20 protein-coding genes are annotated in these 24,368 nt (G+C 52.4%); 6 read left to right on the top strand and 14 right to left on the bottom strand.

Features of this window, described 5'->3' with window-relative positions:
• On the bottom strand, positions 1–1,056 hold the full coding sequence (gene cydB, locus ABIC22_RS11195; protein WP_354480837.1) for a cytochrome d ubiquinol oxidase subunit II: 1,056 nt from the start codon (positions 1,054–1,056) through the stop codon (positions 1–3).
• The gene (locus tag ABIC22_RS11190; protein WP_354480835.1) at positions 1,001–2,416 is read right to left on the bottom strand and encodes a cytochrome ubiquinol oxidase subunit I; all 1,416 of its coding nucleotides are present in this window, start codon (positions 2,414–2,416) and stop codon (positions 1,001–1,003) included. Before ABIC22_RS11190 ends, cydB begins: the two co-directional genes overlap by 56 nt.
• 385 nt (positions 2,417–2,801) lie before the next feature.
• On the opposite strand from ABIC22_RS11190, the gene ABIC22_RS11185 reads away from it, so the two are divergent.
• Genes ABIC22_RS11185 through ABIC22_RS11170 form a run of 4 tightly spaced genes read left to right on the top strand, consistent with a single transcriptional unit; the run spans position 2,802 to position 6,994 of the window.
• Entirely contained in the window at positions 2,802–4,094 is a 1,293-nt protein-coding gene (locus tag ABIC22_RS11185) for a hypothetical protein (RefSeq protein WP_354480833.1), read from the top strand.
• Positions 4,094–4,984, top strand: a complete 891-nt coding sequence (locus ABIC22_RS11180; RefSeq protein WP_354480831.1) for a glycosyltransferase — start codon at positions 4,094–4,096, stop codon at positions 4,982–4,984. Before ABIC22_RS11185 ends, ABIC22_RS11180 begins: the two co-directional genes overlap by 1 nt.
• Position 4,985: 1 nt before the next feature.
• Positions 4,986–6,326: a glycosyltransferase family 4 protein gene (locus tag ABIC22_RS11175; RefSeq protein WP_354480829.1), complete on the top strand. Its 1,341-nt coding sequence runs from the start codon at positions 4,986–4,988 to the stop codon at positions 6,324–6,326.
• The gene (locus tag ABIC22_RS11170; RefSeq protein WP_354480827.1) at positions 6,323–6,994 is read left to right on the top strand and encodes a class I SAM-dependent methyltransferase; all 672 of its coding nucleotides are present in this window, start codon (positions 6,323–6,325) and stop codon (positions 6,992–6,994) included. The genes ABIC22_RS11175 and ABIC22_RS11170 overlap by 4 nt, the downstream gene beginning before the upstream one ends.
• Before the next feature lie 77 nt (positions 6,995–7,071).
• Here the strand turns inward: ABIC22_RS11170 and ABIC22_RS11165 are convergent, their stop codons facing one another.
• From ABIC22_RS11165 to ABIC22_RS11145, 5 genes are all read right to left on the bottom strand, one after another.
• The gene (locus tag ABIC22_RS11165) at positions 7,072–9,150 is read right to left on the bottom strand and encodes a tetratricopeptide repeat-containing glycosyltransferase family 2 protein (RefSeq protein ID WP_354480825.1); all 2,079 of its coding nucleotides are present in this window, start codon (positions 9,148–9,150) and stop codon (positions 7,072–7,074) included.
• A gap of 26 nt (positions 9,151–9,176) precedes the next feature.
• Positions 9,177–11,117, bottom strand: a complete 1,941-nt coding sequence (locus ABIC22_RS11160) for a glycosyltransferase (RefSeq protein ID WP_354480823.1) — start codon at positions 11,115–11,117, stop codon at positions 9,177–9,179.
• Positions 11,080–13,236, bottom strand: coding sequence for a glycosyltransferase (locus tag ABIC22_RS11155; RefSeq protein ID WP_354480821.1), 2,157 nt, complete (start codon positions 13,234–13,236; stop codon positions 11,080–11,082). Before ABIC22_RS11155 ends, ABIC22_RS11160 begins: the two co-directional genes overlap by 38 nt.
• 80 nt (positions 13,237–13,316) lie before the next feature.
• Positions 13,317–14,888 carry a DUF6385 domain-containing protein gene (locus ABIC22_RS11150; protein WP_354480819.1) on the bottom strand — a complete coding sequence of 524 codons (1,572 nt, stop codon included), beginning with the start codon at positions 14,886–14,888 and terminating at the stop codon, positions 13,317–13,319.
• A gap of 43 nt (positions 14,889–14,931) precedes the next feature.
• Entirely contained in the window at positions 14,932–15,426 is a 495-nt protein-coding gene (locus ABIC22_RS11145; protein WP_354480817.1) for a DUF6385 domain-containing protein, read from the bottom strand.
• 218 nt (positions 15,427–15,644) lie between these two features.
• Here ABIC22_RS11145 and ABIC22_RS11140 point away from each other — a divergent pair, with 218 nt between their 5' ends.
• Together ABIC22_RS11140 and ABIC22_RS11135 are read left to right on the top strand one after the other, a co-directional pair.
• Positions 15,645–16,163, top strand: coding sequence for a hypothetical protein (locus ABIC22_RS11140; protein WP_354480815.1), 519 nt, complete (start codon positions 15,645–15,647; stop codon positions 16,161–16,163).
• A gap of 33 nt (positions 16,164–16,196) precedes the next feature.
• Positions 16,197–16,778, top strand: coding sequence for a hypothetical protein (locus ABIC22_RS11135; RefSeq protein ID WP_354480813.1), 582 nt, complete (start codon positions 16,197–16,199; stop codon positions 16,776–16,778).
• A 90-nt stretch (positions 16,779–16,868) separates the two neighbouring features.
• On the opposite strand, the gene ABIC22_RS11130 is transcribed toward ABIC22_RS11135, so the two are convergent.
• The 7 genes from ABIC22_RS11130 to ABIC22_RS11100 form a co-directional block, all read right to left on the bottom strand.
• Complete coding sequence (locus ABIC22_RS11130) at positions 16,869–18,188, bottom strand: MFS transporter (RefSeq protein ID WP_354480811.1); 1,320 nt, start codon at positions 18,186–18,188, stop codon at positions 16,869–16,871.
• A gap of 78 nt (positions 18,189–18,266) precedes the next feature.
• Positions 18,267–19,445, bottom strand: coding sequence for a winged helix-turn-helix domain-containing protein (locus tag ABIC22_RS11125; RefSeq protein ID WP_354480809.1), 1,179 nt, complete (start codon positions 19,443–19,445; stop codon positions 18,267–18,269).
• 165 nt (positions 19,446–19,610) lie between these two features.
• Positions 19,611–20,405, bottom strand: coding sequence for an ABC transporter ATP-binding protein (locus ABIC22_RS11120; RefSeq protein WP_095290912.1), 795 nt, complete (start codon positions 20,403–20,405; stop codon positions 19,611–19,613).
• 2 nt (positions 20,406–20,407) lie between these two features.
• Entirely contained in the window at positions 20,408–21,268 is an 861-nt protein-coding gene (locus ABIC22_RS11115; RefSeq protein ID WP_236146853.1) for an ABC transporter permease, read from the bottom strand.
• Between the two features lie 149 nt (positions 21,269–21,417).
• The gene (locus ABIC22_RS11110; protein WP_095360141.1) at positions 21,418–22,473 is read right to left on the bottom strand and encodes an ABC transporter substrate-binding protein; all 1,056 of its coding nucleotides are present in this window, start codon (positions 22,471–22,473) and stop codon (positions 21,418–21,420) included.
• A gap of 328 nt (positions 22,474–22,801) precedes the next feature.
• The gene (locus ABIC22_RS11105; RefSeq protein WP_354480806.1) at positions 22,802–23,656 is read right to left on the bottom strand and encodes a phosphotransferase; all 855 of its coding nucleotides are present in this window, start codon (positions 23,654–23,656) and stop codon (positions 22,802–22,804) included.
• A 22-nt stretch (positions 23,657–23,678) separates the two neighbouring features.
• The gene (locus tag ABIC22_RS11100; protein WP_354480804.1) at positions 23,679–24,251 is read right to left on the bottom strand and encodes a TetR/AcrR family transcriptional regulator; all 573 of its coding nucleotides are present in this window, start codon (positions 24,249–24,251) and stop codon (positions 23,679–23,681) included.
• Positions 24,252–24,368 lie beyond the last annotated feature (117 nt).

Raw genomic sequence — 24,368 nt, 5'->3', positions numbered from 1 at the left:
TCAGTACTCCAGGTGATGCTGCTCGTTCAGACGTTTGCGGAAAATGTAATAACTCCAGATCTGATATCCAAGGACAAAAGGCAGCAGCGTGCAGGCTACAATCGTCATCACTTTCAGTGAATATGCACCGGAAGCCGCATTATAGACGGTCAGGTCGAACGCTGAGCCGAAGGAGCTGACCATAACTCTTGGAAACAGGCCAATGAATACAGAGGCAAACGCGATGGCAATAACGGCTCCGGTCATGCCAAAAGCCCAGCCCTCACGCTTATGCCGTACGAAGTAAGCAGCGAGACCCAATGAAACGGCACCAAGGACCACCATGATCCAGAGCGCCCAGCCGCGAACGGCAAACACATCTGTCATGAAGTAGGTCATCACCGCATACACCGCAAGAATGGCGGCCAGCGGCAGCATTAATTTATGTGCCATATTCAACGCCCGTTCCCTGAGATCGCCAACGGTCCGCAAGGAAGCGAACAGCAGCCCATGAACGAGACACAACAAGGTTACACTTAGACCGCCAACAACGGTATACAGGTTGACGATGTCCAGGAATCCCGCACGCATCTGCATCTCCCCATCAATGGGCAGACCCTTCATGAGCGTTGCAAAGACAACTCCGAACAGAAATGGCAGGAGGCTGCTTGAGACGACAATGATGATATCCCATGTTTTGCGCCAGCGCTGCTGCTTCATCTTGCTCCGGAATTCAAAAGCGACTCCACGGCCGATCAATGCGAGTAATACAACGACAAGCGGCAGGTAAAAACCGCTGAACAAGGTGGCATACCAATGCGGAAAAGCAGCGAACATTGCGCCGCCTGCCGTGATTAGCCAGACCTCGTTTCCATCCCAGAACGGACCGATGGAGTTGATCAGGGTACGACGTTCACGATCTGATTTGGCAATCAGGCCTGTGGACATTCCCACACCAAAATCGAAGCCTTCCAAAAAGAAAAAACCGACAAACAATACAGCGATCAACAGAAACCAAAGCTCACTTAGTGACAACGGAATACCCCCCATCCATGCCGAACGGATCGGCCGATTCATCGTGTTCCTCCGGCTTATCTACTGCGTGCGGACCTGCCTTGATCTCACGAACGAACAGATAGACCATGACAATGCCCAGAAGCGTGTAAGCCGCCGTAAACGCAATGGTAGAGAACAGAATCTGGCCTGCGCTCACGTTAGGCGATACACTGGCTTCGGTCGTCATATATCCGAATACCGTCCAAGGCTGCCGTCCCACCTCCGTCATAATCCAGCCCGACGTATTGGCGATGAAAGGCAGGGAGATGGCAAAAACCATCAGGCGCATAAACCATGTTCCAGCTACCTCCAGCTTCTTGCGCAGCGCCAGAAATGTACCGTACAGGGCGAGTACAATCATTAAACCACCTGCAGCAATCATGATACGGAAGCTCCAGAACGTTGTCCGTACTGGCGGGATGTAGTTCCCTGGCCCATATGTCTGCTGATACTCGGCATTGAGTTCCTTCATACCTTGAACACTGCCGGAGAATTTGCTGTAGGATAGATAACTGAGCAATCCGGGAATCTTGATCTCACCGGAGTTCTCCTGTTTGTCAGGATCTATTGCTGCGATGACCGTCCACGGCGCAGGATCTTCCGTTGTTGTCCAAGTTCCTTCACTGGCTGCCATTTTCATCGGCTGCGTCTCCACCAGATATTGCGCCTGGAAGTGCCCGGAGAACGCCACACCGAATGAGGAAACAAGACCAATGATGATGGCAATATTGAACGATTTGCGGAAAATCTCCACATCCTGCTTTTTCATCAATTTGTACGCACTGATGCCGGTTACCACGAAGGCCCCTGTCATTAATGCGCCAAAGATCGTATGCGGGAATTCAACCAGCAGCTGACCATTGGTAAGCAGCGCGAGGAAATCATTCATCTCGGCACGGCCGTTGTTAATCTCGAAACCGACCGGATGCTGCATGAATGAATTGGCTGCCAGAATCCACAATGCGGACAGGAATGTGCCGACAAATACGAGCCAGATACAGGCCAGATGCACCTTTTTGGATAACCGGTCCCACCCGAAAATCCAGAGCCCGATAAATGTAGACTCCATAAAAAACGCCAGTAAGGCTTCAACCGCCAGTGGCGCCCCGAACACATCCCCGACAAAGCGTGAATACTCGGACCAGTTCATGCCGAACTGGAACTCTTGCAGAATACCTGTCACGACCCCGACGGCAAAGTTAATCAGGAACAGCTTGCCCCAGAACTTGGCCATCGTTTTGTAGATCTCCTTGCCCTTGACTACGTACAACGTCTCCATAATGGCTACCAGCAGTACAAGACCGATGGACAGCGGTACAAAAAAGAAATGGAAGATCGTTGTGAGTGCATATTGGATACGCGATAACATAATCGGATCCATACCGTTACCCCTTCTTTCTGTTTACATCGCAGTGATTTGCATTTGGCATGGAAGCTGCACCTTCGCTGTCTGTCCGCCAAATACGTGATGAACGTATTGTGCCAGATTGCCTATTTTGTACATGTGACAATTATCACAATCTACGTTAGAATTGCGAAAAAAATGTGACGATGGTCACACATTGGATAAAATTCAGTCTAATATGCGGCTTATCTGCTTCGTCTATTCAGGGAAGTTGCTCATGTTTGGCACAACATGCCCATATGCTAGAGTCAGACATATCATGCGAAGTGCCTTAAGGGCTGTACATATGATGTGGAGAGATGGAACACCTCCGGAAGCGGAGGCGGAACGTTAGAATGCAGTCAAAGTGAGGTGATGACCTATGGATAAGCCCGAATCGATACCGGAGATCAACGGGAAAACAGCGTCAAATGAGGATGGCAGGAAATTCCCTCCTAATCGGTACATTCTTTTTCCCCGCAAAGGGGGATGGTCCACGTTTCCTTATCCGGACATCGCTGCCCTGCTCTCGGCCGAGGGAGAAGTCTTATATGTAAGCAGTCAGGAACGATCGGAAGAGATGCCCCCGGCCATTTCAGTAATCACCCTGCCAGAAGCTGAGATTCTGCTCCAGCAAAATCACACCGCAGCCGTCATTGCACACCCCTACTGGCTTACAGCAGTTCAATCGCTGCATCCGAAGATCAGCATTGTGCTGCTTCCTGAACCGGCAGGCGATGAAGCAAACTCTCCGCTGTGGGAGGGTTGTATATCCAGACTGGTTGGTACTGCCGATCTGATCGGCACGTCTTCGGAAACACGGTACATGAAGCTGGCCTTTCAGGGCGTCCGCGCGGTCTGGCTGGGCGGTGAAGACAAGGCTCCGGCTGGCTCCATACACAAGGATGATCTCGAAATTCCGCTAAGAGATTATGAGCTGCTTTTTCTTCATGCCCTCAGACAAACCGTTACCAAAGCACCGGACACCATCACTCCGCTCCAGTGCAGCATCCGTGCAGACTATTACCGCCAGCTCCGTTCCAAAACAGGGCCGCATGAGACGATCTCCTTTTTGCTGGCAGCCTATGAATATTTGCTGGACGACTCCCGTGCAGCAGCGTCCCTGAAGGAGGCCTTTACACATGCGATCATGAACGGACGAAGTGATTGTGTGCAATCACACTATCGGTTTCTATCCGCCATTCATGCCAAAGCTGGAGAAGTTGAATCTGCGCTGCAAGTCTACGGAATCAGTGCAGGCAGCGAACAGGAACGGCATCACTATGAACAGCTGTGCCGCTGGCTCGAGGCAGGGGAGAATCAGCTTGTGCAGGCAGAGCTGCTGCGGTTAAACGATGATTACGGAGCTGCGCTGGGGATATTGGACGCGCTTGGAGGAGAAACCGCCCGGCATTGGAAGTTCCGGATATATCAGGAGACCGAATGTGTGGAGGATGCTCTGGCTCTGGTCCATGCGGCAGATATTCAGGATCGTTCCAGCCGCAGGGATTATCAGGAGTTATCAGGGACTGCCATGGCCTTGCGGGGAGATCGTCACGGGGCAGTACGACAGTTTCTCGAAGCCGCGATGGAGAATGAGGAAGCTCTTGCCCGGATTGTGGAGATGGAACTGCTGGACCACGCTGTACAGCAGCTGCTTGGGGAGGTGCCGTGATGCTGGACCCGAAGAAGCGCACGCAGCATAATCAGGGGCTGGGCATGCAGCCTGACATTCGTATTGAAGTTCACCCCTCCTCTTCCGAAGCATTGGCGGATCATCAGATGGACTCGAAGAGCAATGAAGTGGAAAGCGAGGGTTCACGACCCACACCTTCTTCTATCCGCCGTGTCCGCAAAAGTCAGGGGAACAAACTGACCGCCATGCTGCAGGTCCGTAATGAACGCGGACGATACCTCGAGGAAGTCCTCCGTGATCTGAGTGAATTCGTGGATGAGATCGTTATCGTGGATGATGCGAGTACCGATGGAACACCAGATATATGCAGGTCCTATCCAAAAGTTATTCGGCTTGAGAAACTGGAGAAGCCTCTATTTGCTGAGGAATGGCGGCTCCGCAATACGTTATGGCAAGCAGCTGTAAGTACTTCACCGGACTGGCTGCTGTCCGTTGATGCGGATGAACTGTACAGTACGGAGGCCAAGGAAGCAATACGTGATCTGATCAACCAGGACCATGCAGACTGGGTGGCATTCCGATTCTACGATATGTGGGGTGGACGGACCCACTACCGGGATGACGAACTTTGGGGCCTGCACAGACGGCATACGGCATCACTTGTCCGCTATATGCCCGAGTATCCTTACTTTTACCCACAGCAGAACCATCACGTTCCCCGTCTCCCCTTGTCCTGTTCGGTATTGCCTGGCATTCGCACGGAATTAAAAGTACAGCATCTTGGGTGGGCGGGCAGCCTCGAAGACCGGGTTCGCAAGTATCTGCGTTACAAACGCATTGATCCCAGCGGCGAGTGGGGCAGTCTGGAACATTACGAATCCATCCTGGACCCGGAACCTCGGCTGGTTCCCTGGAAGGAGGAGCATTGAGATGGGTGTGGTCAGCATTTTGACACACAGCTTCACGGATGGATACAACCGGGAGTTCGGACGGGTATTCGGAGGGGGGCTTGAACGTTATATTTTGGATCTGTGCAGTGTGATCCGCGAATTGGGGCATAATCCCGAGGTGCATCAGTTGTCATATTATGAAGCATTTCAGACACGTACGGAGCAGATAGATGTATTCGGATACGCCTACGATATGGATGATGTGCCTGAAGCCTTCGAGAGGATGGCGGCGGCAGCCCGCGGCCCTGTCATCTATGCCAGCTGTCTCTGGCAGCCCATCAGCTACAAGCCCGGCAGTCTGGGCATTTGCCACGGCATTAACTGGGATCGTCCCGGATTGCCGCTGGAGACCAAGCAGCAGGTGGCTGAACACATCCAATTGGCACTGGATGGACTGGTACGCATCGTATCGGTGGACTCCCATTTTCAGACCTTTTGCCGGGCAGCATGCACGTTTGATGATCCCCGAAAGGTTGTCCTTATTCCCAATGCTGTGGATACCTCCTATTTCACTCCCGCTCCCCCCAGACCCAGGTTCGGACAGGAACAGGAAGCGGAATGGCTGTCTGCATGGAAGGAGGATCTCGCCAGCCAGGAAGAAGAAGCCGGGGTCTCCATCTCGGGATGGAATGCAAAAGAAGCTGTTCTGCTTGATAACGCTGACAATTCCGATCAGGCAAACGAGATCGCTGATTCTGCTGTCAGCGTCCACAGTACTGTTCTTCCATCACAGATTGTCCGTCCTCTGAGAATTCTGTATCCGCGCCGGATCAGTATGGAACGAGGCATCATACCCATGATGCTTGCGGCAGATCGGCTGCTGGGTGCCTATCCGGATCTGGAGATTGAATTTGCCGGAGAACTGGTCGAAGGCAGCACGGTGGGCAGGGCATTTCGGTATTGGCACCGCACTCATCCGCATCAGGATCGCATCTTGCAGCGTACGTACGACTTCAGGGATATCCGCGAGGCCTACCATCAGGCTGATATTGCCGTGATTCCCACGGTGTTCTCGGAGGGGACCTCCTATGCCTGCCTGGAAGCCATGAGCTGCGGCATCCCGGTCGTTGCCTCCAACGTGGGCGGGTTAAACGATCTCATACAGGACGGGTTTAACGGGCTGCTTGTGCCCCCGGGCGATGACGCACTCACCGCTGCTCTGGTACGCCTGCTGGAGGACAGAGCTGAACGGGAGCGCCTCGGCATATATGCCAGGGAGACAGCCGTGGCCTACGATCTGTCCGGATGGCGGCGCAAGTGGAGTTCGGTATTGGAGGCGTTCTTGGCAGATGCAGGATTGAGAGAGGGGATACGGGGATGATGGACACACCTAATCAGAATGAAGCATTAGTATCCAGATATGTTCGGCAAAACGATCCCAAAACAGATACGCTGGTATTTCCACTGCATCCGGCATGGTGGAGCAGACCTTACGAATATGAATGGGCCCGCCAGTTCGCCCAACAAGACGACGTGGTACTGGATGCAGCCTGCGGCATTTCCCATCCGTTCAAGTTTTGGCTGGCCGAACACTGCCGGGAAGCTCACGCCTGTGATTGGGATGAACGCATCTTGTCGGAGGAAGCAATCCGGCAGGATATTGCTTCCGACTTCGGCGAAGAGGCTGCGCGTCATTTACCGGAGCACTACTTGACCAGGCTGCATCGCGCTCAGGCGAACCTGGCGCAGCTGCCTTATGCCTCTGGCATGTTTGACCGTATATTCTGCATTTCGGTTCTGGAGCATCTGGATACAGGCACGATGCTGCGTGCCTTTCGCGAATTCGCCCGGGTCATGAAGCCGGATGGACAATTAATCGCAACCTTTGATGTGCCGGAGATGCGGCCCGATTTACTCGAGACCATCATGGCCGTTACCGGTCTCACCATTGATGGACAGCTCATCGTGGAAGAGCCCGATGATGCCATCTGGTCCGACATGTATGGGACGCCAATCCGCTGCTTCCGGGCGGTCATTCGGAAAGGGTAGCCATTTTCGTTAGCAAGGATGAAGCTGTCAAACGCCAGCAATGGGGCTAGCTGTTATGTGAGAGAAAACCCGGTACGTCAGAGATGGACGAATAGCATCTTACAGCGAGATGCAAAGCCTTCGGTGGCTGCTGCGCCGGGAGATGTCAGGCGCAGCAGCGTGTGCAGCCCCGGCGAACATAGAGTCGTCGCCGGGCGGCCAGAGGCGGCAGGCTGAAGCGCGATATGCCGGGCCCTCATGGCCCATTCCTGCGCTGCAGTCTGCCGCCCGGCGAGCAGCGCGAGCGTGCCTGCCAGCAGTGCCTCTGTGGCACGAGCCGTGGCGGGCATTTCGTCCGTGAAGGGCTGCTGCATTGCCGGCGGCAAGCCGAATAGCTCCAGCAGCCCTTCACGGACGCTTGCGGGCGCGCGCAGCAGCCCGCAGCGTGCCGCAGGCGGAAGCGCCGCGAGCAGCGCCAGGGCGACACCTTGCGGCAGGGCCCGCAGCAGGCGCAGCCATGCGGCCCAGGCGCCTACGCGCGCGAGCGCCTGCGCTGCAGCGTGCACGGCCTGCGGCGGTGCAGCTGCTTCGGCGCGTGGCGCAACTGCTGCAGCGCGTGGCGCAGGGGCTGCGCTGCGCGGAGCATTGCCTGCGGCTGCATTGCCCGGGGCGGAGCCGCTCAGCAGCGCATCGGCGGCATGTGCCGCTGCAGGCAGCGCGCATGCTGTGCGGCTGTGCAGCGGCTGGTGGGCGCCTGCGCGTGCAAGTGCGCGCCCCGCGCTGCGCTTGCAGCCGAGCGCCCACAGCGCCAGCGACGCCTCGGGCCCGAGCTGCGCATGCGAAGCCCAGGGCTGCAGCGATACCCGCGCTGCCGCATCTTCGCCCAGCTGGGCCAGCGCCAGCCCGGCGGCGAGCGGCTGCTGCCGCAGCACAGCCGCCAGTGGTGCCGCATGGCGCAGCAGCCATTGCGGCCGGTGCGCATCCAGCGCGGCCGGAACAATCGCCTGCCATGCAGCAGACGGCAGCGGTGCACGCGCTGCCGCATCCGCAATGGCGTTTGGCCGCCCGGTGGCTGCGGCCAGCAGCAGCAGGCGCTGCCACGCAGCCATGTTTCCGGGCTGCGCTGCCAGTGCAGCAATATAGGCTGCCTCAGCCTCTTCCCAGCGGCCCAGACGTTCAAGTGCGATGCCTTCCAGCGTTAGACTTCGATACGTTCCGGCACCTGAAACGGAAGTGTACTGCCCCGTTGTTTTCGCTGCGGATCGTGCCTTCTTCAACCAATCCAGCGCTGCTTCCTCTCTGCCGAGGTCCAACTCCAGTACCGCGCCAAGCTCCAGCACATCCGCGAAGTCAGCATATACGGTAGTCCACGCCTGTACAACAGCCAGCGCCCGTTCCGGTCGCCCACTTTCCCTTAAGGCATATGCTGTTTTGAGTACCAGGTCCGAATGATAACCGCAGGATGGCCCAAGCCGGGCAAGCAGCGGTTCCAGCAGCCGCAATGCCTCATTGTACTTCCCTTGCTGAAACAATTCTACAGCCAGCGCATACAGCAGCTCCGGCTGCTCATCTGCCCCATCATTCAGAGCGGAACGAATCAGACGCATATTCCGCTCTGTTTTATTTTTGCGAACGATCGCCTCTTCCAGATAGCCATAATGCAGGACTTCCAGCTCCGAATGCACCAATCCTTCGGGAACAAAAGCCAGAATGGATGATGCGACTTCTTCGTGAATTTTACCCTTGAATGTGATCCGGCGATCGTTCCTGAATAAGCGGCACACCGCATCCGTCACCCGTTCTTCACCAGACCGTCCCAAGAGACTTGTCACCTTGATCCAGTATCCCCAGACATGATCAGGACTCCCGGATAATAAGTGCGTAAGCCCTGTCTTCATTTGCTCCGTCTGCCCCCATACTTCATCTGCATCCAATACCAGAATCCAGGGCTGGGTTGCAGCGGTAAGAGACTGATTGCGAGCAGCAGCAAAATCCCCGTTCCATTCTGCACGAATGATCTTGGCACCATAGAGGGCGGCAATTCGAAGCGTATCATCTGCTGAACCGGTATCGACAATGATTATCTCATCCACGATTCCCCTGACAGATTCCAAGCAGCGCCTAAGACCATCCTCCTCGTCCTTCACAATCATGCACAGGCTGATTCCAGGCTCCAAGCTCATCCCTCCATACTGTCAATGATTCAGATCTCAAAACCATCCGGTCCCGGCAATTCCAGCCGAAGCTGTTGAATCACTGGCCAGCAGCGATGACGTTCACCATTTGGTTCTCCGGCCAACTCCTGTAAATGATGATCTGCTGCATCTACAAGACTCTTCGCCAACCAGACCGATCCTGCAGCGGTATCGAAAGCCCCGGCAAAAGGTTCCTGCGCATATTTCGGATTCCAGTTCAGCGCTTGCCCTTGATGGAGCTCTTCCGACGAGCGGACCTCCGCACCCAAAAACTGCTGGCAGATCTGAACGAGTCCAAGCAGCTCGGCCCATTTACCGGAGTGTACGCATCCCTCCATGAGCAGACCCAAGGCCTGCCATCCCTCGTAAGCTGCTCCTTCAGTCTTTACTTCAGTACCACCAGGCCTTCCATTGGCATTGGTGCTGGCAATCGTATGCAAGACGGCCTTCTCTCGTCCTGGGGACCGTTCTGGCCCCGATTGCACACAGTGATTCAGCCACATCGTTAACGGATCCGATACTGCTGTCTCCCGCCCTTCCAGCCAGTTCACACGCTCCAGCCAACTGGCTGATTGGAGCGCATATTCACCTTTTTTACGCCGAACGGTGTCCAGCTTGAGCCTCGCCTTGTTCCATCTCCCCTGCCCGATATGAAGCAGCGCCTCAGCAAATGACAGCCGTTCTCTCATCTCCTTCGAAGGTGTCGAAGCTGCGCCTGGCAGCATCTCCAGCGCTGCATCATAACAACGACTCTGCTCCAGAATGCCAATGATCTTGTGAGTGGCTTCTTCGGAATTCAGGGCGAAACGATGGGTAATCAGTGAGGGTATAACCGATTGCTGCCCCGAAACCCGCATAATACGAAATATTCGATATAGCGGTGGCAGTAGGCTGGATTTGGCACGTACCGCTTCCACGTAAGCATCGACTGCACCCTCAAGGTCTGCCCGCCCTTCCAGCAGCCGCCCGAGGGCGTACCAAGTCTGATAGGTGCCCATTCCTTCTTCCGTATGGTACACAGGAGGCGGCGGTCCCAACTGAATGGCTCCACGCAATGAATCCTCCGCCTGCTCCGTGTGACCCAATGCTTCCTGACACACTCCCCGGTTATGCAGCAGATCCGTATAATCCGGGAATAACACAAGTGCTTCCTCAATGTGGTCCAATGCTTCCTGCCAGCGACTCAAGTGTTGAAGGCATCGTACCTCATACTTGAATAATAAGTGGGCATAGCTAGTCACCAGAGGATCGATGCCTGCCTTGGCCACACGAAAGGTCTGAAGTGCGCGCTCCGCTTCCCCCACACGCAAGTACTCGACGCCCAGATTATAATGATGGAACGATTGCTCCGGCTCTTCCTTCACAGCCTGTTCCAATAATTTCAGATTCCGATTCACCTTGTCCTTGCGCTCCACAACCGCAGTCTGATAACCATAATGATGGATCATCATGTCTGTCACATGAAAAGCAGCATCCGGATTCTTCCGGCAAATGGCCCCTGCAATCTGTTCATGAATCCGCCCTTCAAACCGATGCTCCGGAGCATTACGGAACAGACGTAATACCGGATTCACTGTAGCTCCCTGCTGACCCGTACCTGTATAGTTATGAATGTTCAAAAACAATCCGTCGCATGGGCTGGCTGCCGTCCAGCTTCGAAGCTGCTCCCGCGCTGCTGCATCCAGCACCTCGTCCGCATCCAGAAACAGAATCCATTCCCCTGTCGCCTGCTCCAGACCTGCATTACGTGCAGCAGCAAAATCATCACACCACACATAGGGCACTATTCTAGCCCCGTATTGCCGCGCAATGTCGTTGCTCCGATCCGAAGAGCCGGTGTCCACGATGATAATTTCATCTACAGCTCCCTGGACACTCTCTAGACATTGGGAGAGCCACTCCTCCTCATCCTTAACGATCATGCATAGCGAAATGCGGTTGCTCGGCAAGCTGGTTCCTCCTCTCGTTGGCATGCCAATCTGTACGCCAAGGGATACCTTGGGCTGTCCTTAACCTTTGAAGGAGGGCATCCTGCTCCGCTACAAGGCCCGGGTTAGAAGGAGAGCGACTCAGCTCCTTTTGAATAACGCCCAGAGCCAAATACAAATAACTTACGGCAGCTCCGGCTCGCGCCTGATGCGATCCTGCATTCAGCTCGAGCGCCTGCTGAAATAGAGTCACAGCCTGATCGTAATGCCCTTTGGCAAACAACGCTTCCCCGAGGTAAAAGGTACCCTCAGCATCCAGCTTCCCTTCCGTCATGCAGCCAATTAGGAGATCAGCGGCCGCCCGGGTATATCCTTCGCGATAAAGAATGCCTGCAAGCCACCTGCTAAATTCCATGCATTGGTCCTTCTCCGTGCAACCATCCATCCACTTCTCAAACCACTGCTGGGCCACTGTCAGTTGCCCTGTTTGTACAGATCGCTGCATGATGTCCTGAATCAGGTTAAGAGCAGTCGATTGCAGTACTTCAGACAACCTTTCCCCACTCTGTCTCATGGGGTTCCACCCCTGCACCTGTTGTCCTTTGAACCACCGGTCCACCGTACCCCAGACTTCACGATCTTCCTGCTCAGATGACTCCAGAAAAGCAGGAGAAAGGCCCGATCCACTGGCCCAACAAGCAACTGCCCAATTCAGTCGCTGCTCGGACAGGAGAGGTTCGACATTCGCCTCACGTTCACCCCACAGTTGTTCTGCAAGTTGTACGGCTTCCGGGCATCGGCCCGTACATAACATCCAGTGCAGCTGAACTGCCGGGTCAATCTGAACATTTGGAGCCACATCCTGAAGCAGTGACAATGCCTGCCCGTATGCTCCGCAGGATGCAAGCGCATGAACAATATTCCTGATCGCATCTGCACCTTCTCCTGTATAGTTCTGCTCCCCTAAATTCAATCGCTTCTTCCAGCGAAGCAATAATGCCTCCGCAATGACCTCATCCGATTCTCCAGATTGCTGCAATACATCTGCGAGCCCCTGGAGTGTGGGGGGATATGCAGGCATGTGATCCAAGGCCAGACCATACAGATGGGCCGACTCCTGCAGGAACCCCTTTTTCTGTGCCAGACGCGCCATGGCGGTATAGGGTCTGTATGTGTCCGTGCCTTGTTCATGTACATAATCGGTTTGCCTGCGGACTACTTCGGATGTATCCACTGCTCTTGCATAGGATTGATAAGCTCGTTCCTCGAGACCTTGTTGTTCAAGAAATTCACCGTATAGAAAGTGAAGGTCAGCGTAGTCCGTGTAATGCTGCGTTTCCAGTGCCAGAAGTGCGCGGCCTTCATCATAGCGTTCCAGGGCTCCAAGAACCTTCGCATAATCGCACACGAGTGTAGACCGATACGGTGCACCAAGCTCCGTGAGGCGCAGTGAATTGGCAAGCGAATCTGCTGCCTTCTCCATCTCTCCCAGCTGGCAATACGTTACTCCCAGATTGTAGAGATGAAAAGGCTGATCCGGGTGCTCCTTTAATTCCTGCTGCAAAAGCTTAAAATTCCGCAAAGGTTTGCGCCCCTGAGCGATTTGGGAAGCAAGGTATCCATCATGAGCGAGCCGCAGCGGAGCCACAGGGTCGCACTCCCGCTGAATGTTCTCCGTATCATCACACACCAGCTGCTCATGAATACGACCTTCATAGCGGTATCCGTAACCCGATCGAAACAGGCGTACCGGCTGAAACACAACTTGATCTTCCGTCTTTTCATCAATCCGATTCTCTATTGTCACTTTTAACTTTGATACGCTCTTATGGACTGTGGGCAGATAATTCATTAACTCTTCCAAACCATCTATGGCATATTCATCCGCGTCTACACACAGAATCCATTCGGTATCTGCCAGCGGCAGGCTAATATTGCGTGCGCGTGCAAAGTGATCTTCCCACTGGGCATGAAGTACGGTTGCCCCGAACTGTCTCGCAATCTCTGGTGTGCGCTCATCCGAGCCTGTATCTGTAATGAACCACTGAATGCCGGGCAGGTTAAAACTATTCAGACAGCGGGGCAATTGTTGTTCCTCATTTTGAACAATCATGTGAATTCCAAGCAGCCTGTTCTGCATATGCTGTCACCTCCAACGCAAAAAAAGTACATAAAGTCCATTAAATGAGACTCCATGTACCTATATGATTGAGAACCTGGTTATGTGCCTTGTCCATTGAAGAACACATCGATTGTACTTGGTGCACCGATGAGACTGGAACGATAGGAAAGGCGTGTATATTTGAGGAAACGCTGGGGAACCAGTACATCCACGGAGCCTGCCAAAATTCCCGTTACGGTGGTCACATCCGTGTACCAGTTCGATCCGTTGGCGCTGATTTCCACCTGGGCATCCACACGATTGATCCCTGGCCCCCTGTTGTATACAAAGAAGGAATATGTGCCAAATACACTGGTTGTCACCGCTGGTAGAGGCGTGAACGTATTGGCAGTGGGTGTATTGATCAGCTGCGATTCCTGGAAGCTCTTTTGGGAAATCGACGTTACGCTGCTAAGTGTTCCGGCTGTGATGGTCGCGCCGAGTACACTGGTAATCGTGCCGTTTAGCAAATTCGTCAATGTGCCTGCCGTAATCGTGGCCCCAAGCACATTAGTGATTGTACCGTTAAGCAGGTTGGTTAATGTTCCGGCCGTGACCGTTGCACCAAGTACACTGGTGATGGTTCCGTTCAGCAAGTTTGTCAGCGTGCCCGCCGTGATGGTCGCACCTAGTACACTCGTGAGGGTACCATTTAGCAGATTCGTCAATGTTCCGGCAGTAAGCGTCGCTCCCAGAATGCCTGTGATTGTTCCGGCAGTAATCGTCGCACCAAGCACACTGGTGATGGTTCCCGCTGTGATTGTGGCGCCGAGTACGTTCGTAATTGTACCATTCAGCAGATTCGTCAATGTGCCTGCGGTTACCGTGGCCCCGAGAACACTCGTTATGGTTCCGGCTGTGATGGTGGCTCCGAGTACACTCGTAAGCGTACCATTCAGCAGGTTCGTCAACGTTCCCGCTGTGACAGTGGCCCCGAGCACGCTTGTAATGGTTCCAGCTGTGATGGTTGCTCCAAGTACACTTGTAATCGTACCATTCAGCAAATTCGTCAGCGTGCCTGCCGTGATGGTCGCGCCAAGCACACTCGTGAGGGTACCATTCAGCAGGTTCGTCAACGTTCCCGCTGTCACGGTGGCCCCGAGCACGCTTGTAATGGTTCCAGCTGTGATGGTTGCTCCAAGTACACTTGTAATCGTACCATTCAGCAAATTCGTCAGCGTGCCTGCCGTGATGGTCGCGCCAAGCACACTCGTGAGGGTACCATTCAGCAGGTTCGTCAACGTTCCCGCTGTCACGGTGGCTCCAAGCACGCTATTTATGGTTCCGGCAGTGATGGTTGCTCCAAGCACACTTGTGATCGTACCATTCAGCAAGTTCGTCAACGTCCCCGCTGTCACCGTAGCTCCAAGCACACTGGTAATCGTACCTGCTGTAATGGTGGCCCCCAGTACACTCGTAAGGGTACCATTCAGAAGGTTGGTGATGGTACCTGCATTAATGGTGACCGTCGTCAAACCCGAGATGTTACTGATCGTTCCGTCCAAAATGATCCCGACAACATTACCACTCGTATCCGTTCTGACGGGCTGGGCCGTACCGGTAGCATCCTGACCAAAGATCAGGGTCCGCAGATTGTCCGGATTCGTGTTAAACGTTGTGAAGTTAGGCATGAGCCCCGTCCTCCTCCCTGGAAATCAGTCATGTTATTTCACCTTAGGGCATGCGCTGTGCCTGAAAGTAAACATCCAGCCTGGTGGGTTGATCCGGTTCCACCGATTGAATCGCAAGCCGGGTATATCGAAGGAACCGCTGCGGAACCAAAGCTTTGGTTTGGCCCCCCGCAATCACCTCCTGGCTGTCCACCGCATAATCCACTGCATTGGGACTAATCTGGATCTGTACAAGAGCCGGATTCTTGCCCCGGTTCACAATGCCATATGTGTACAAGCTGAGCGATGATGTATCCTGAGCAGGAAGAGCACTGGTGGAACTGCTGGTTTCGGCCCCGACATAGGTATGCTCTGTAAAACAGTGAGTAGCACCAGGGAGTATCGTGCGTGAGGGACGACCCTGCTTGACCCGGGGACGAGTAATCCGGGAACAAGGAGGTTTCAGCAGTTTAGCGCGGCAGGATCGGCGGAGTCGGCGGCGGCTCACATATTTAGTTGGTCTCAATCTCTTCTTGCTTCGCTTCGCTGTTCGACTCATCTCGATTCCCCTTAAAAAATGTGCTTCCGCATCGTATGCCCGGACTTAAAATACGGGCACGGCATCTGCCGCTATTTTTGATTTTGCCGTTCTTGCCCCAAACGCTTCCTCCATGTTGTACATACACTGTAAGTACAAGGATAAGAGTATACATTTGTGTACCAAAAAGTCAGTTCAGTTCAATCAAATCGGAGGTGGGTAAAATAACGAACTATAACGTGTTCAACCAATCTAACGGTCCCCTGTTTACCCAGCTTACCAATACATTTTCCGCCCCCGGAATTGAGGCTTCGGCAGAGAGCGGTGCAGCCGCGGCCGGCAGTTTCTATGCATTGACCACAAACAACACTCTGCTTCCTAACAACCAGAATCTTCTGCTGCAGATCATTAATGCCGCTGGCAGCGGCAGAACTTTGCGAATCTCCAGCATTTCGGGAGGAGCAACCGCAGCGGCTACGCTTGTCGTATATTCCGGGGGTACCGTTACGGTAGGAAGTACACCCGTCCCAGTCAATACATTGCTTGGCAGCACGAATACCAGTGTAGTCACCGCTAGGCAAAATACCGGAACGCTGGGCGGTGCGTTTACAAGCCTGCTAAGTCTCCCACTGACCGCTGGCATGTTTCGGATGAACTTCAACGGTTCGATTATCGTGCCACCAGGACAGACGTTATCCGTTAGCGTGGGTATTGGGAATCAGACGGCAGCCATTAATTTGTTCTGGTGGGAATTCTGACAGATAACCATGAAGGAAAAGGTGGTGAATACCTTGCCCAACAATAACGTGTTTAACCCGCAGACTCAGCCTGTGTATACGTCTAATACCAATACCTATCAGTCTCCGGGCATTATTACCCCACCGGAAAGCGATGCAGGAAACGTGGGAAGACTATTCAATTCCGGTACAACCAACTCCACCACCCTGGGGTTATTGGGCGGCAGCGTTATCGCGACGGTCCAGTTGAGCAACCCTGTGGGAAGTGGGAGAACGCTGTATGTATCCAAGCTTTCCGGTGGAATTACGGTTGCACTCAATCTCCTGTCTTCCTTCAGTGGTTCCATGGTACTGAGTGCTAATGGAACGCTGACCTCGCCGAGTACATTACCATCCGTGAACAGCAATCTGTCCAGCACCAATACCAGTGTTGCCATCGTGCGATTTTCCACCGCGGCGCCTACCGGAGCAACTTCGCTAATGACGATGCCTTTGCAGGCGGGGCCCTTTTCATCCAGCGTATTTGGGAGCTATGTCGTCCCGCCAGGTCAGGCCATTAATCTGACGGTCAGTGGTTCTCTTTCCGTTGGAGGCTTGCTGGCGTCCACAGCCTACTTTGCTTGGTGGGAGGTCTAATGACCACCTCTACCTTTCCAAATGGTCAAAGCCGCCTCCGGCGAACCGGAAGCGGCTTTAGCGTATTTCTTTTCACACCAGATATAGATGTTATACGTGTTCCTTCAGGACAGTGCCATGTGATTCCCGGATTCCCCACAATACACGCTGCAATACGATGCCTGCCACTCCAATAGCCAGCGTAGCAATGCCGATGAATTGAAAGGTAAGGCCAGGCCCCATAATATGAATCAGCGCACCACCTGCCAGCGGGGCAACAACAAGCACGACACTGGACATCGAATTTTGGATGCCGAAGACACGTCCTACATAAGCAGGAGGGGTTTCCTTTTGCAACAAATAATTTAGAGTCACCATAGAGAGGCCGTTTCCGAGGCCAATGCACAGCCCCCAAACGATAATCCATACATCCGGGGTATGGGGAACTACCCAGCCTAGAGCAGCAATACCTGCGCCAATAAGGACAAAACCTCCACCTAACCCCCATCCATAACTGACTCGAGGCAGTCGGTTCAGCAGCAGAATCATGATAACAGCACCTGCACCTGCCGATGAGCCCAGCCACCCGATCAAAGCTTCATTCCCCGGCTTGATGCTGCGGAAAAGCGTTACGAACTGATAATCAATCATCAGAATCGCCATTAAGCCCAAACAGCCAAACAACAGCGTGCATAGAATGGCCCGGCTGTTTCGTATAAAGCTCCACCCTTTCGTCCATTGCCTCAGCACCGATTCAGTCTCTGCTTGCTCCTGCTGATCTTGCGTCTCCTCACCTATAGAATGTTCCGACTTCTCCGTTAACCGTCGCAATGGCCATAGCACCAACCCGGATATTAGACGGGTGCAGGCATTGATCACAATACAAATCTGAGGTGAGAATACCGCCAGGATGACGGCACCCAGAAGCGGTCCGGCCACCTTGGAGCATTGTCCGACAAAACCGTTCAGAGACGATGCCTGAAACAGATGCTCCTCGGCCACCACTTGACGCGTCAGCGCCTGCTGGGCCGGAATGTGGAATACGCCCATCATGGCTCGCAAGGCCAGAAGCGGAAGCAGCCATGCCGCGCTTGGCGCGAACAAAATGGCAACCGTAAGCACAACGGTGATTACATCACAGAGTAGCATGATCTTTACTTTGTGCAGACGATCCGCAAGGGTACCCGCCACCGAACCCAGCAGGATACCCGGGACAGCCATACAGACGGGAATCAGTGCGATGATCAGTGGATCGGCACCCCATCGATAGGCCACCAATACCTGAATGGCAAGGGCATCAAACCAATCCCCGAAGGTAGCGAGCGCATACGCGATAAACATACGCATGAAGCGGAAGTTGGTCCACAAACTTGTGGGCGGCATTGGGGACGAAGGTGATGGCTGATGAGATTCATTTGAAACAGTATTCATTGTGGGGTTTCCTCCTACTCCTCTGATTACAGCCTTGTTGCCAGGCTTACATGTTCCTTGGCTGTAATCATACGAGAGTTATATCAGAGGAAGATCAGACGCTGGAGGGAATGAGGATAAATACGCGCGGACTTCATTCGTAATACGCTGCCCATACATAGGAACACCGTATTCTTTGGCAATTTCAGCATAGACTTGACGATATTTGTGAACCAGACGTCCCTCAATTCGGTGATGTGCCATGAATAACAAGATCTGATTCGCCGAATTGATGTATAGTGGTGCGTTCAATGTCATTTTGAGAACAGCCAGCCCGTCATCCATTCTCGGCTCTGCTTCTCGAGCTCTCCCCTGCCTCAGCAGCCACAGCCCCTCCATGACCTGGAACCGCCCGATCTCACGCAAATATGGCGCTTCCTTCAGACTCGAACGTAACATGCTCATCTGTTCTTCAACTCTTTCACCACTGCCGCCCCACAACTCTACGTACAACTCCGACAGGGATACGGGCAGCTTGAAGTTGAGCAGATGGTCTGTCTCAATGACGCGATATGTCTCTACTAACTGTGCTTTGGCTCGCCGATATTGACCAACCTCTGCATAAACCTCGACAATATTCAAGATACGGAGCTCCCGAAGCTGATCCGCAGACAATGCAGGTGAACTCAGTGCCTGCTCATACAAACGCAAACTCTCCGCTGGTTCAATCAGCGCGTGTACAAAAATCAGCAGCCAGTACAACCGCTCCTCAAACGGGAATTCCTCAGTAGTAATTAGCCATTCCAGATCCCCCTGGATAAAATGGATATACAATTGATAGAACGAATCAATCTGGATACCCAGAGCATCCTGCTGATCAAACAAGGTTAGCATCGATTTCCCCTGTCCAAACAAATGATATTTGCGGAACAATCCATGGATCACTTCCCGCATCTCCAGATCGTGTGCGGAGGGGTTGGCGGGCAGCGCTGCCATATTCGTCCGTATGGTTAGTCTGTAACCGTAACCCCGAACCGTATCCAGCGAAACTTCTTCCCAATGTTTCAGTTTCTTGCGCAGCCGATACACATGGTCATCCACGGTGCGTTCAACCGGATACTCCAGCGGCCATACACTGTCCAGCAGCTGGCTGCGGGTAAATGCCTTTTCCTTGTTTTCATATAGAAAATGAAAAAGCGCGAATTCCTTCGCGAGCAGTTGGATGGAATCCGTACGCCGGGTTACGGTATATGTACCTTCATCAAATTGCAATGACATGCCTGGTCCCCCTGTATATGCTTGCTTATCCCTTGTTTGGGTTCATACATAATGTGATAAAAACTAAACCTGATATTCGTTCATGTAGAAAACAACATACCACAAAAAACCTCTTGCGGGTACGCAAAAGGTTTTCTGTATAATACGCCCAGCGTATGGCCTGGCCTAGCCAAGTACCACGCGGTCGTCTGCCATCTTTTTGCCGCTGATGCGCTCGAATTCACCCAGCAGCTCAGGTACGGTCAATGTGCGCTTGCGCTCTTCACTGACGTCCAGAATGATTCTGCCCTTATCCATCATGATCAGACGGTTACCCAGACGAATCGCTTGTTCCATATTGTGAGTTACCATCAGGGTCGTTAGTTTCATCTCACGGACCAGCGTTTCGGTCAGCTCGGTAATTAATTCGGCACGTGAAGGGTCAAGTGCAGCCGTATGTTCATCAAGCAGCAGAATCTGGGGCTGGGTAAAGGTTGCCATCAGAAGGCTGAGTGCCTGGCGCTCCCCCCCAGAGAGAAGACCCACTTTGGCATTGGGACGTTTATCAAGTCCAATCCCCAGCTTCTGCAGCTGGGCGTTGAAGATCTCCCGTCTTGCCCGGGTAACCCCGAAGCCAAGGCCACGCCCTTTACCGCGTTTATACGCCATCGCCATGTTTTCTTCAATCGACATATGCGGAGCCGTTCCTGCCATCGGATCCTGGAACACCCGGCCGATCCAGCTGCTGCGCTTATGCTCAGGCAGGTTTTTGATGGACCGGTCATTGATCAGCACATCTCCCATATCCGGCTTCATTACACCAGATATGATATTCATCAACGTAGATTTTCCCGCACCATTACTGCCGATGACCGTTACAAAATCCCCCGGATTCATCGTCAGATTCACGCCAACCAGTGCTGTCTTCTCGTCTGTCGTTCCCGGATTGAACAGCTTCGTCACATGTGAAATCTCCAGCATGATCACATGCCTCCCTTCGCTTGCTGACCCGTGGATCGCATGAGCTCTTCCGTTCGTTTGCGAGCAAGGCTCTTCTGCTTCATGGAGCGCTGCATGGTTGGGAAGACAAGAGCAATAATGACGATTACCGCGGTAATCAGCTTCAGATCAGAGGTATCGAACCATTCGACCTGAAGAGCAAGCGCAACGACAATCCGGTAAATAATCGAACCGACTACAGCTGCGAGCGTTGCCCAGAATACCGTTCTTGCACCCAGAATGGCTTCCCCGATAATAACAGAAGCCAATCCGATTACGATCATACCAATTCCCATCGTAATGTCTGCGAAGCCTGATTGCTGGGCAATAAATGCCCCGGACAAGGCAACCAGTCCGTTAGACAAACTGACGCCGACGATGGTCGTTACATCGGTATTTGCACCGAAGCTGCGGATCATGCGTTTGTTGTCGCCTGTGGCGCGCAATGCCAGTCCAATATCGGTTTTCATAAACAAGTCCAGCATGATTTTAAATACCAGCACGACAATGATGATCAGCACCATGACATGCTCGCCCGAGAATGGATTATCCATTCCCATAATGGATTTATTCGGCGCACCAAGGATGCGCATATTAATGGAATAGAGGGCGATCATCATGAGAATCCCGGATAACAATCCATTGATTTTGCCTTTGGTATGCAGCAGACCGGTACAGGCTCCAGCTATCATTCCTCCAGCCATTGCCGCCAAACAGGCGAGCCAAGGAGAAAAGTCATTGGAGATCATAACCGCCGCGATTGCGCCTCCTGTTGTAAAACTTCCGTCTACGGTAAGATCGGGAAAATCGAGAATCCGGAACGTAATATATACACCAAGGGCCATGAGGGCATATAACAGACCGAGCTCGATTGCCCCTTCGATTGAATTCCAACTTATACTCACGCTACTTCCTCCCTGTCTATCGAAAAGAATGAGGCGAACCCACTGCACGTCCGCCTCGCATCCGTACTGCCGGTTGTCATCCGGTCAGATTATTGAATAATGTTGTTATCCTGGTCCTGCACTTCCGCCTTCATCTCGTCGGTAACTGTGATGCCTTGAGCTTCAGCTGCTTTAAGATTCAGGATCAGATCGAGCTTGTCCGGAACGGTTACTTTCATATCGCCAGGCTTCGTACCATTCTTCAAAATATCTGCAGCCATTTCGCCGACTTGATATCCATGGTCATAGTATTTAAAACCTACGGTAGCAAAAGCACCTTTTTCAACCGTGTCCCGGTCACTGGAGAAGAACGGAATCTTGTTGCTGTTTGCTGTCTGGATGATCGTATCCACTGCACTGACAACCGAGTTGTCGAGTGTGATGTAGAAGGCATCCACTTTGCCTACCAGAGAGTCTGTTGCCTGTTTAACTTCAGATGTATTCGTAACTGGAGCTTTGACCAGCTTGATTCCGTGTGTTGCCAGTGCTTTTTCGGCATTGTCGGCCATGACAACAGCATTCGGCTCGCCCTCGTTAATGACCAAACCTACTGTTTTTACGTCGGTCATGTATTTCGCGATAAAATCAGCCAACTGCACAATTGCTTCCGGATTCGTATCCGATGCACCAGTGACATTGCCGCCTGGCTTGTCCAAGTCACTAACCAGTTTGGCACCCAGCGGGTCCGTTACTGCTGCGAAGAGCAATGGCTTTTCTTTGACCTGTTGAGCCAGTGCCAGTGCAGATGGGGTAGCAATCCCGAGCACCAGGTCATTCTTCGAATCCCCTGCGATTTTTTGGGCAATGGACAGGTTGTTGGTTGAATCACCTTGTGCATTGTTGTAGTCAATAGTCAGGTTTTTGTTTTCTTCGATTCCCGCTTCCTTCAGTGCCGCAATGAATCCTTCACGTGTTGCATCCAGGGATGGATGTTCCACAATTTGCGAGATGGCAATGCGGTAGGATTTTTCTGCAGTCCCTTCGCTTGCTGTAGTACCGGATCCTTCGGATTCCGTACCCGTACCCGTGCTGCTGTTATTTCCGCAACCTGCGGCTACAATCATTGAGGCAACCATCATCAGTGACATCCAGAATTTCTTTTTCATGTGAGAACCCCTCTCCATCTTCTAAATGTGTTGCCCATCTCCTCATCCTAGTGGCACGATAGGGCGGGACAAAGCGAACGCTTCAACGCATTGTTGCTTTTATCGACAAAAGCAGACAAACATAGACATTCCTCATGCGACTGAAGTCCATGACTCGTGTTGGTCATTTTGTGTTTCTCTAATATTAAGGTGCGACTTCTTTCCCGTCAATGGTTGTACCGCTTCCAATTTGGTTTATTCCTTAAGCATGATAGAAAACATTACACAAAATAAAAAAAGCCATCCACAATATTTCTGCCGATGGCGCGTTTATCATACTTTAATTTGCCTAACAAATGTGGAGCCTTCTTCTAATCTCGTTGATAAGCAAACACTTCTCCTCTTCGGAGATCCCATCCGCAACCAGTTTACGTGCTGCCATAGGGAGGATCCAAGGTTCAACGTCTGCAGAACGGATGCCAGATAATCTTTCGTACTCCTCCATGAACAAGTTAATGCAGGTTTCCCTTGTAGCATCAAGAAGAACACTGGCCTCATTGGGCAAATGTGGGGGTAAGATCGCATAGCGGATCATAATTACATATTCAGCCAAGTCAGCTTCCGGATTTCCTGTAGAAGCATTGTTCCAGTCAATAATGACGGCGTCGTTATCTCTAAGCAGTATATTGCCTGGATTTGGGTCTCCGTGACAAAGCTGCTGCTTGATGGGTAAGTCATCCAGTTCGGCGATAACGGCTGCCTTCTCCGCTTCTGTTAAATATTGGGCTCTATTAATATCGTTTCTGATATTCTCCCGCTGACTCGGCATATTGGCCACTGAATGAGAATGAATCTGGTGAAAAAGTTGTGCCGTGATCTTCGCATCAATGTAATCGTCCATGATATCCATGGGTTGTTGCAGTCTGGATTGCTCTACTGCTCTTTCTACGAATCTCTTCATAATGGGTTCGCCATAAATTCGTTCAAATACAGCACCTGATCGACCTTCAACGTCCACCAAATCGTAGGGTCGCGGAACTGGCAGCCCGCATGACCAAGCAGTTCGACAATGGTGCAGTTCAGCCTGTAAAGCAGCCGGAATGGTATTTGGCTTAGCCAACTTGATGATCTTGCTTCCATCTTCCCATTCAAACACTTCAGCGCATCCGCCTTCTCCAATTTTGTTACCGAGCCCATGGACCACTATGCACACTCCCTATTCGGATTTAATAAGTGAGACCTTCTTTATGCAGTAACATCTCATACATTTCCCGGATCATCTCGGTGGCATCGTCCATGTCCAGCTCTAAGGTGTGAGAGTTAAGTAGCGTTCCAATGCCGATTAAATAAATCGTCAGTTTTAAGAAAATGCGCTTGAGTTGCTCGTAGGAAATGTCCTGCAATCGCTTGCTGTATCGCATATAAGATGTGGTCAGCTCTTCCCCCAGAAACTGATCAGTGTGTGGATGGTATTGCCGATAACCTGATAGATACAAGGCTCTGAACAGCTGCTTCTCGTTTTGCGCAAAATACAGAAAACCGATGGTCAGGTTCAGAGCAGGAGAATTATCGCTGTCCTTATAATCCAGCATGCTATTACGAGCAAATTCGGCAGCTTTGTCATAGACACTTGCTTTCAGCTCTTCAATGTTGTTATAGAGGCTATAGATCGGTTGGGTAGAGCATTGGAGTGTCTGAGCGACGTTTCTCGCAGTGATCGCCTCCAGCCCCTGCTCCCGCACAAGCTCAAATGCGGCAGCTAACACTTTTTCTTGCGTGATCTCGGATCTTGGTGGCATTACATTCTCCCTCCATCAAAAATAACACTTGTTATATAACGAATGTTATTATTATAAGATTCATGTGTCAAGTGTTCATGTACGATAAGATCTTCTCCTAAATATCGTGAACTGATA

This window comes from Paenibacillus sp. PvP094, assembly GCF_040546835.1.
Lineage (GTDB): Bacteria > Bacillota > Bacilli > Paenibacillales > Paenibacillaceae > Paenibacillus > Paenibacillus illinoisensis.
The sequence above is the reverse complement of the archived record's forward strand: the minus strand, read 5'-3'. Positions and strand labels throughout refer to the sequence as shown.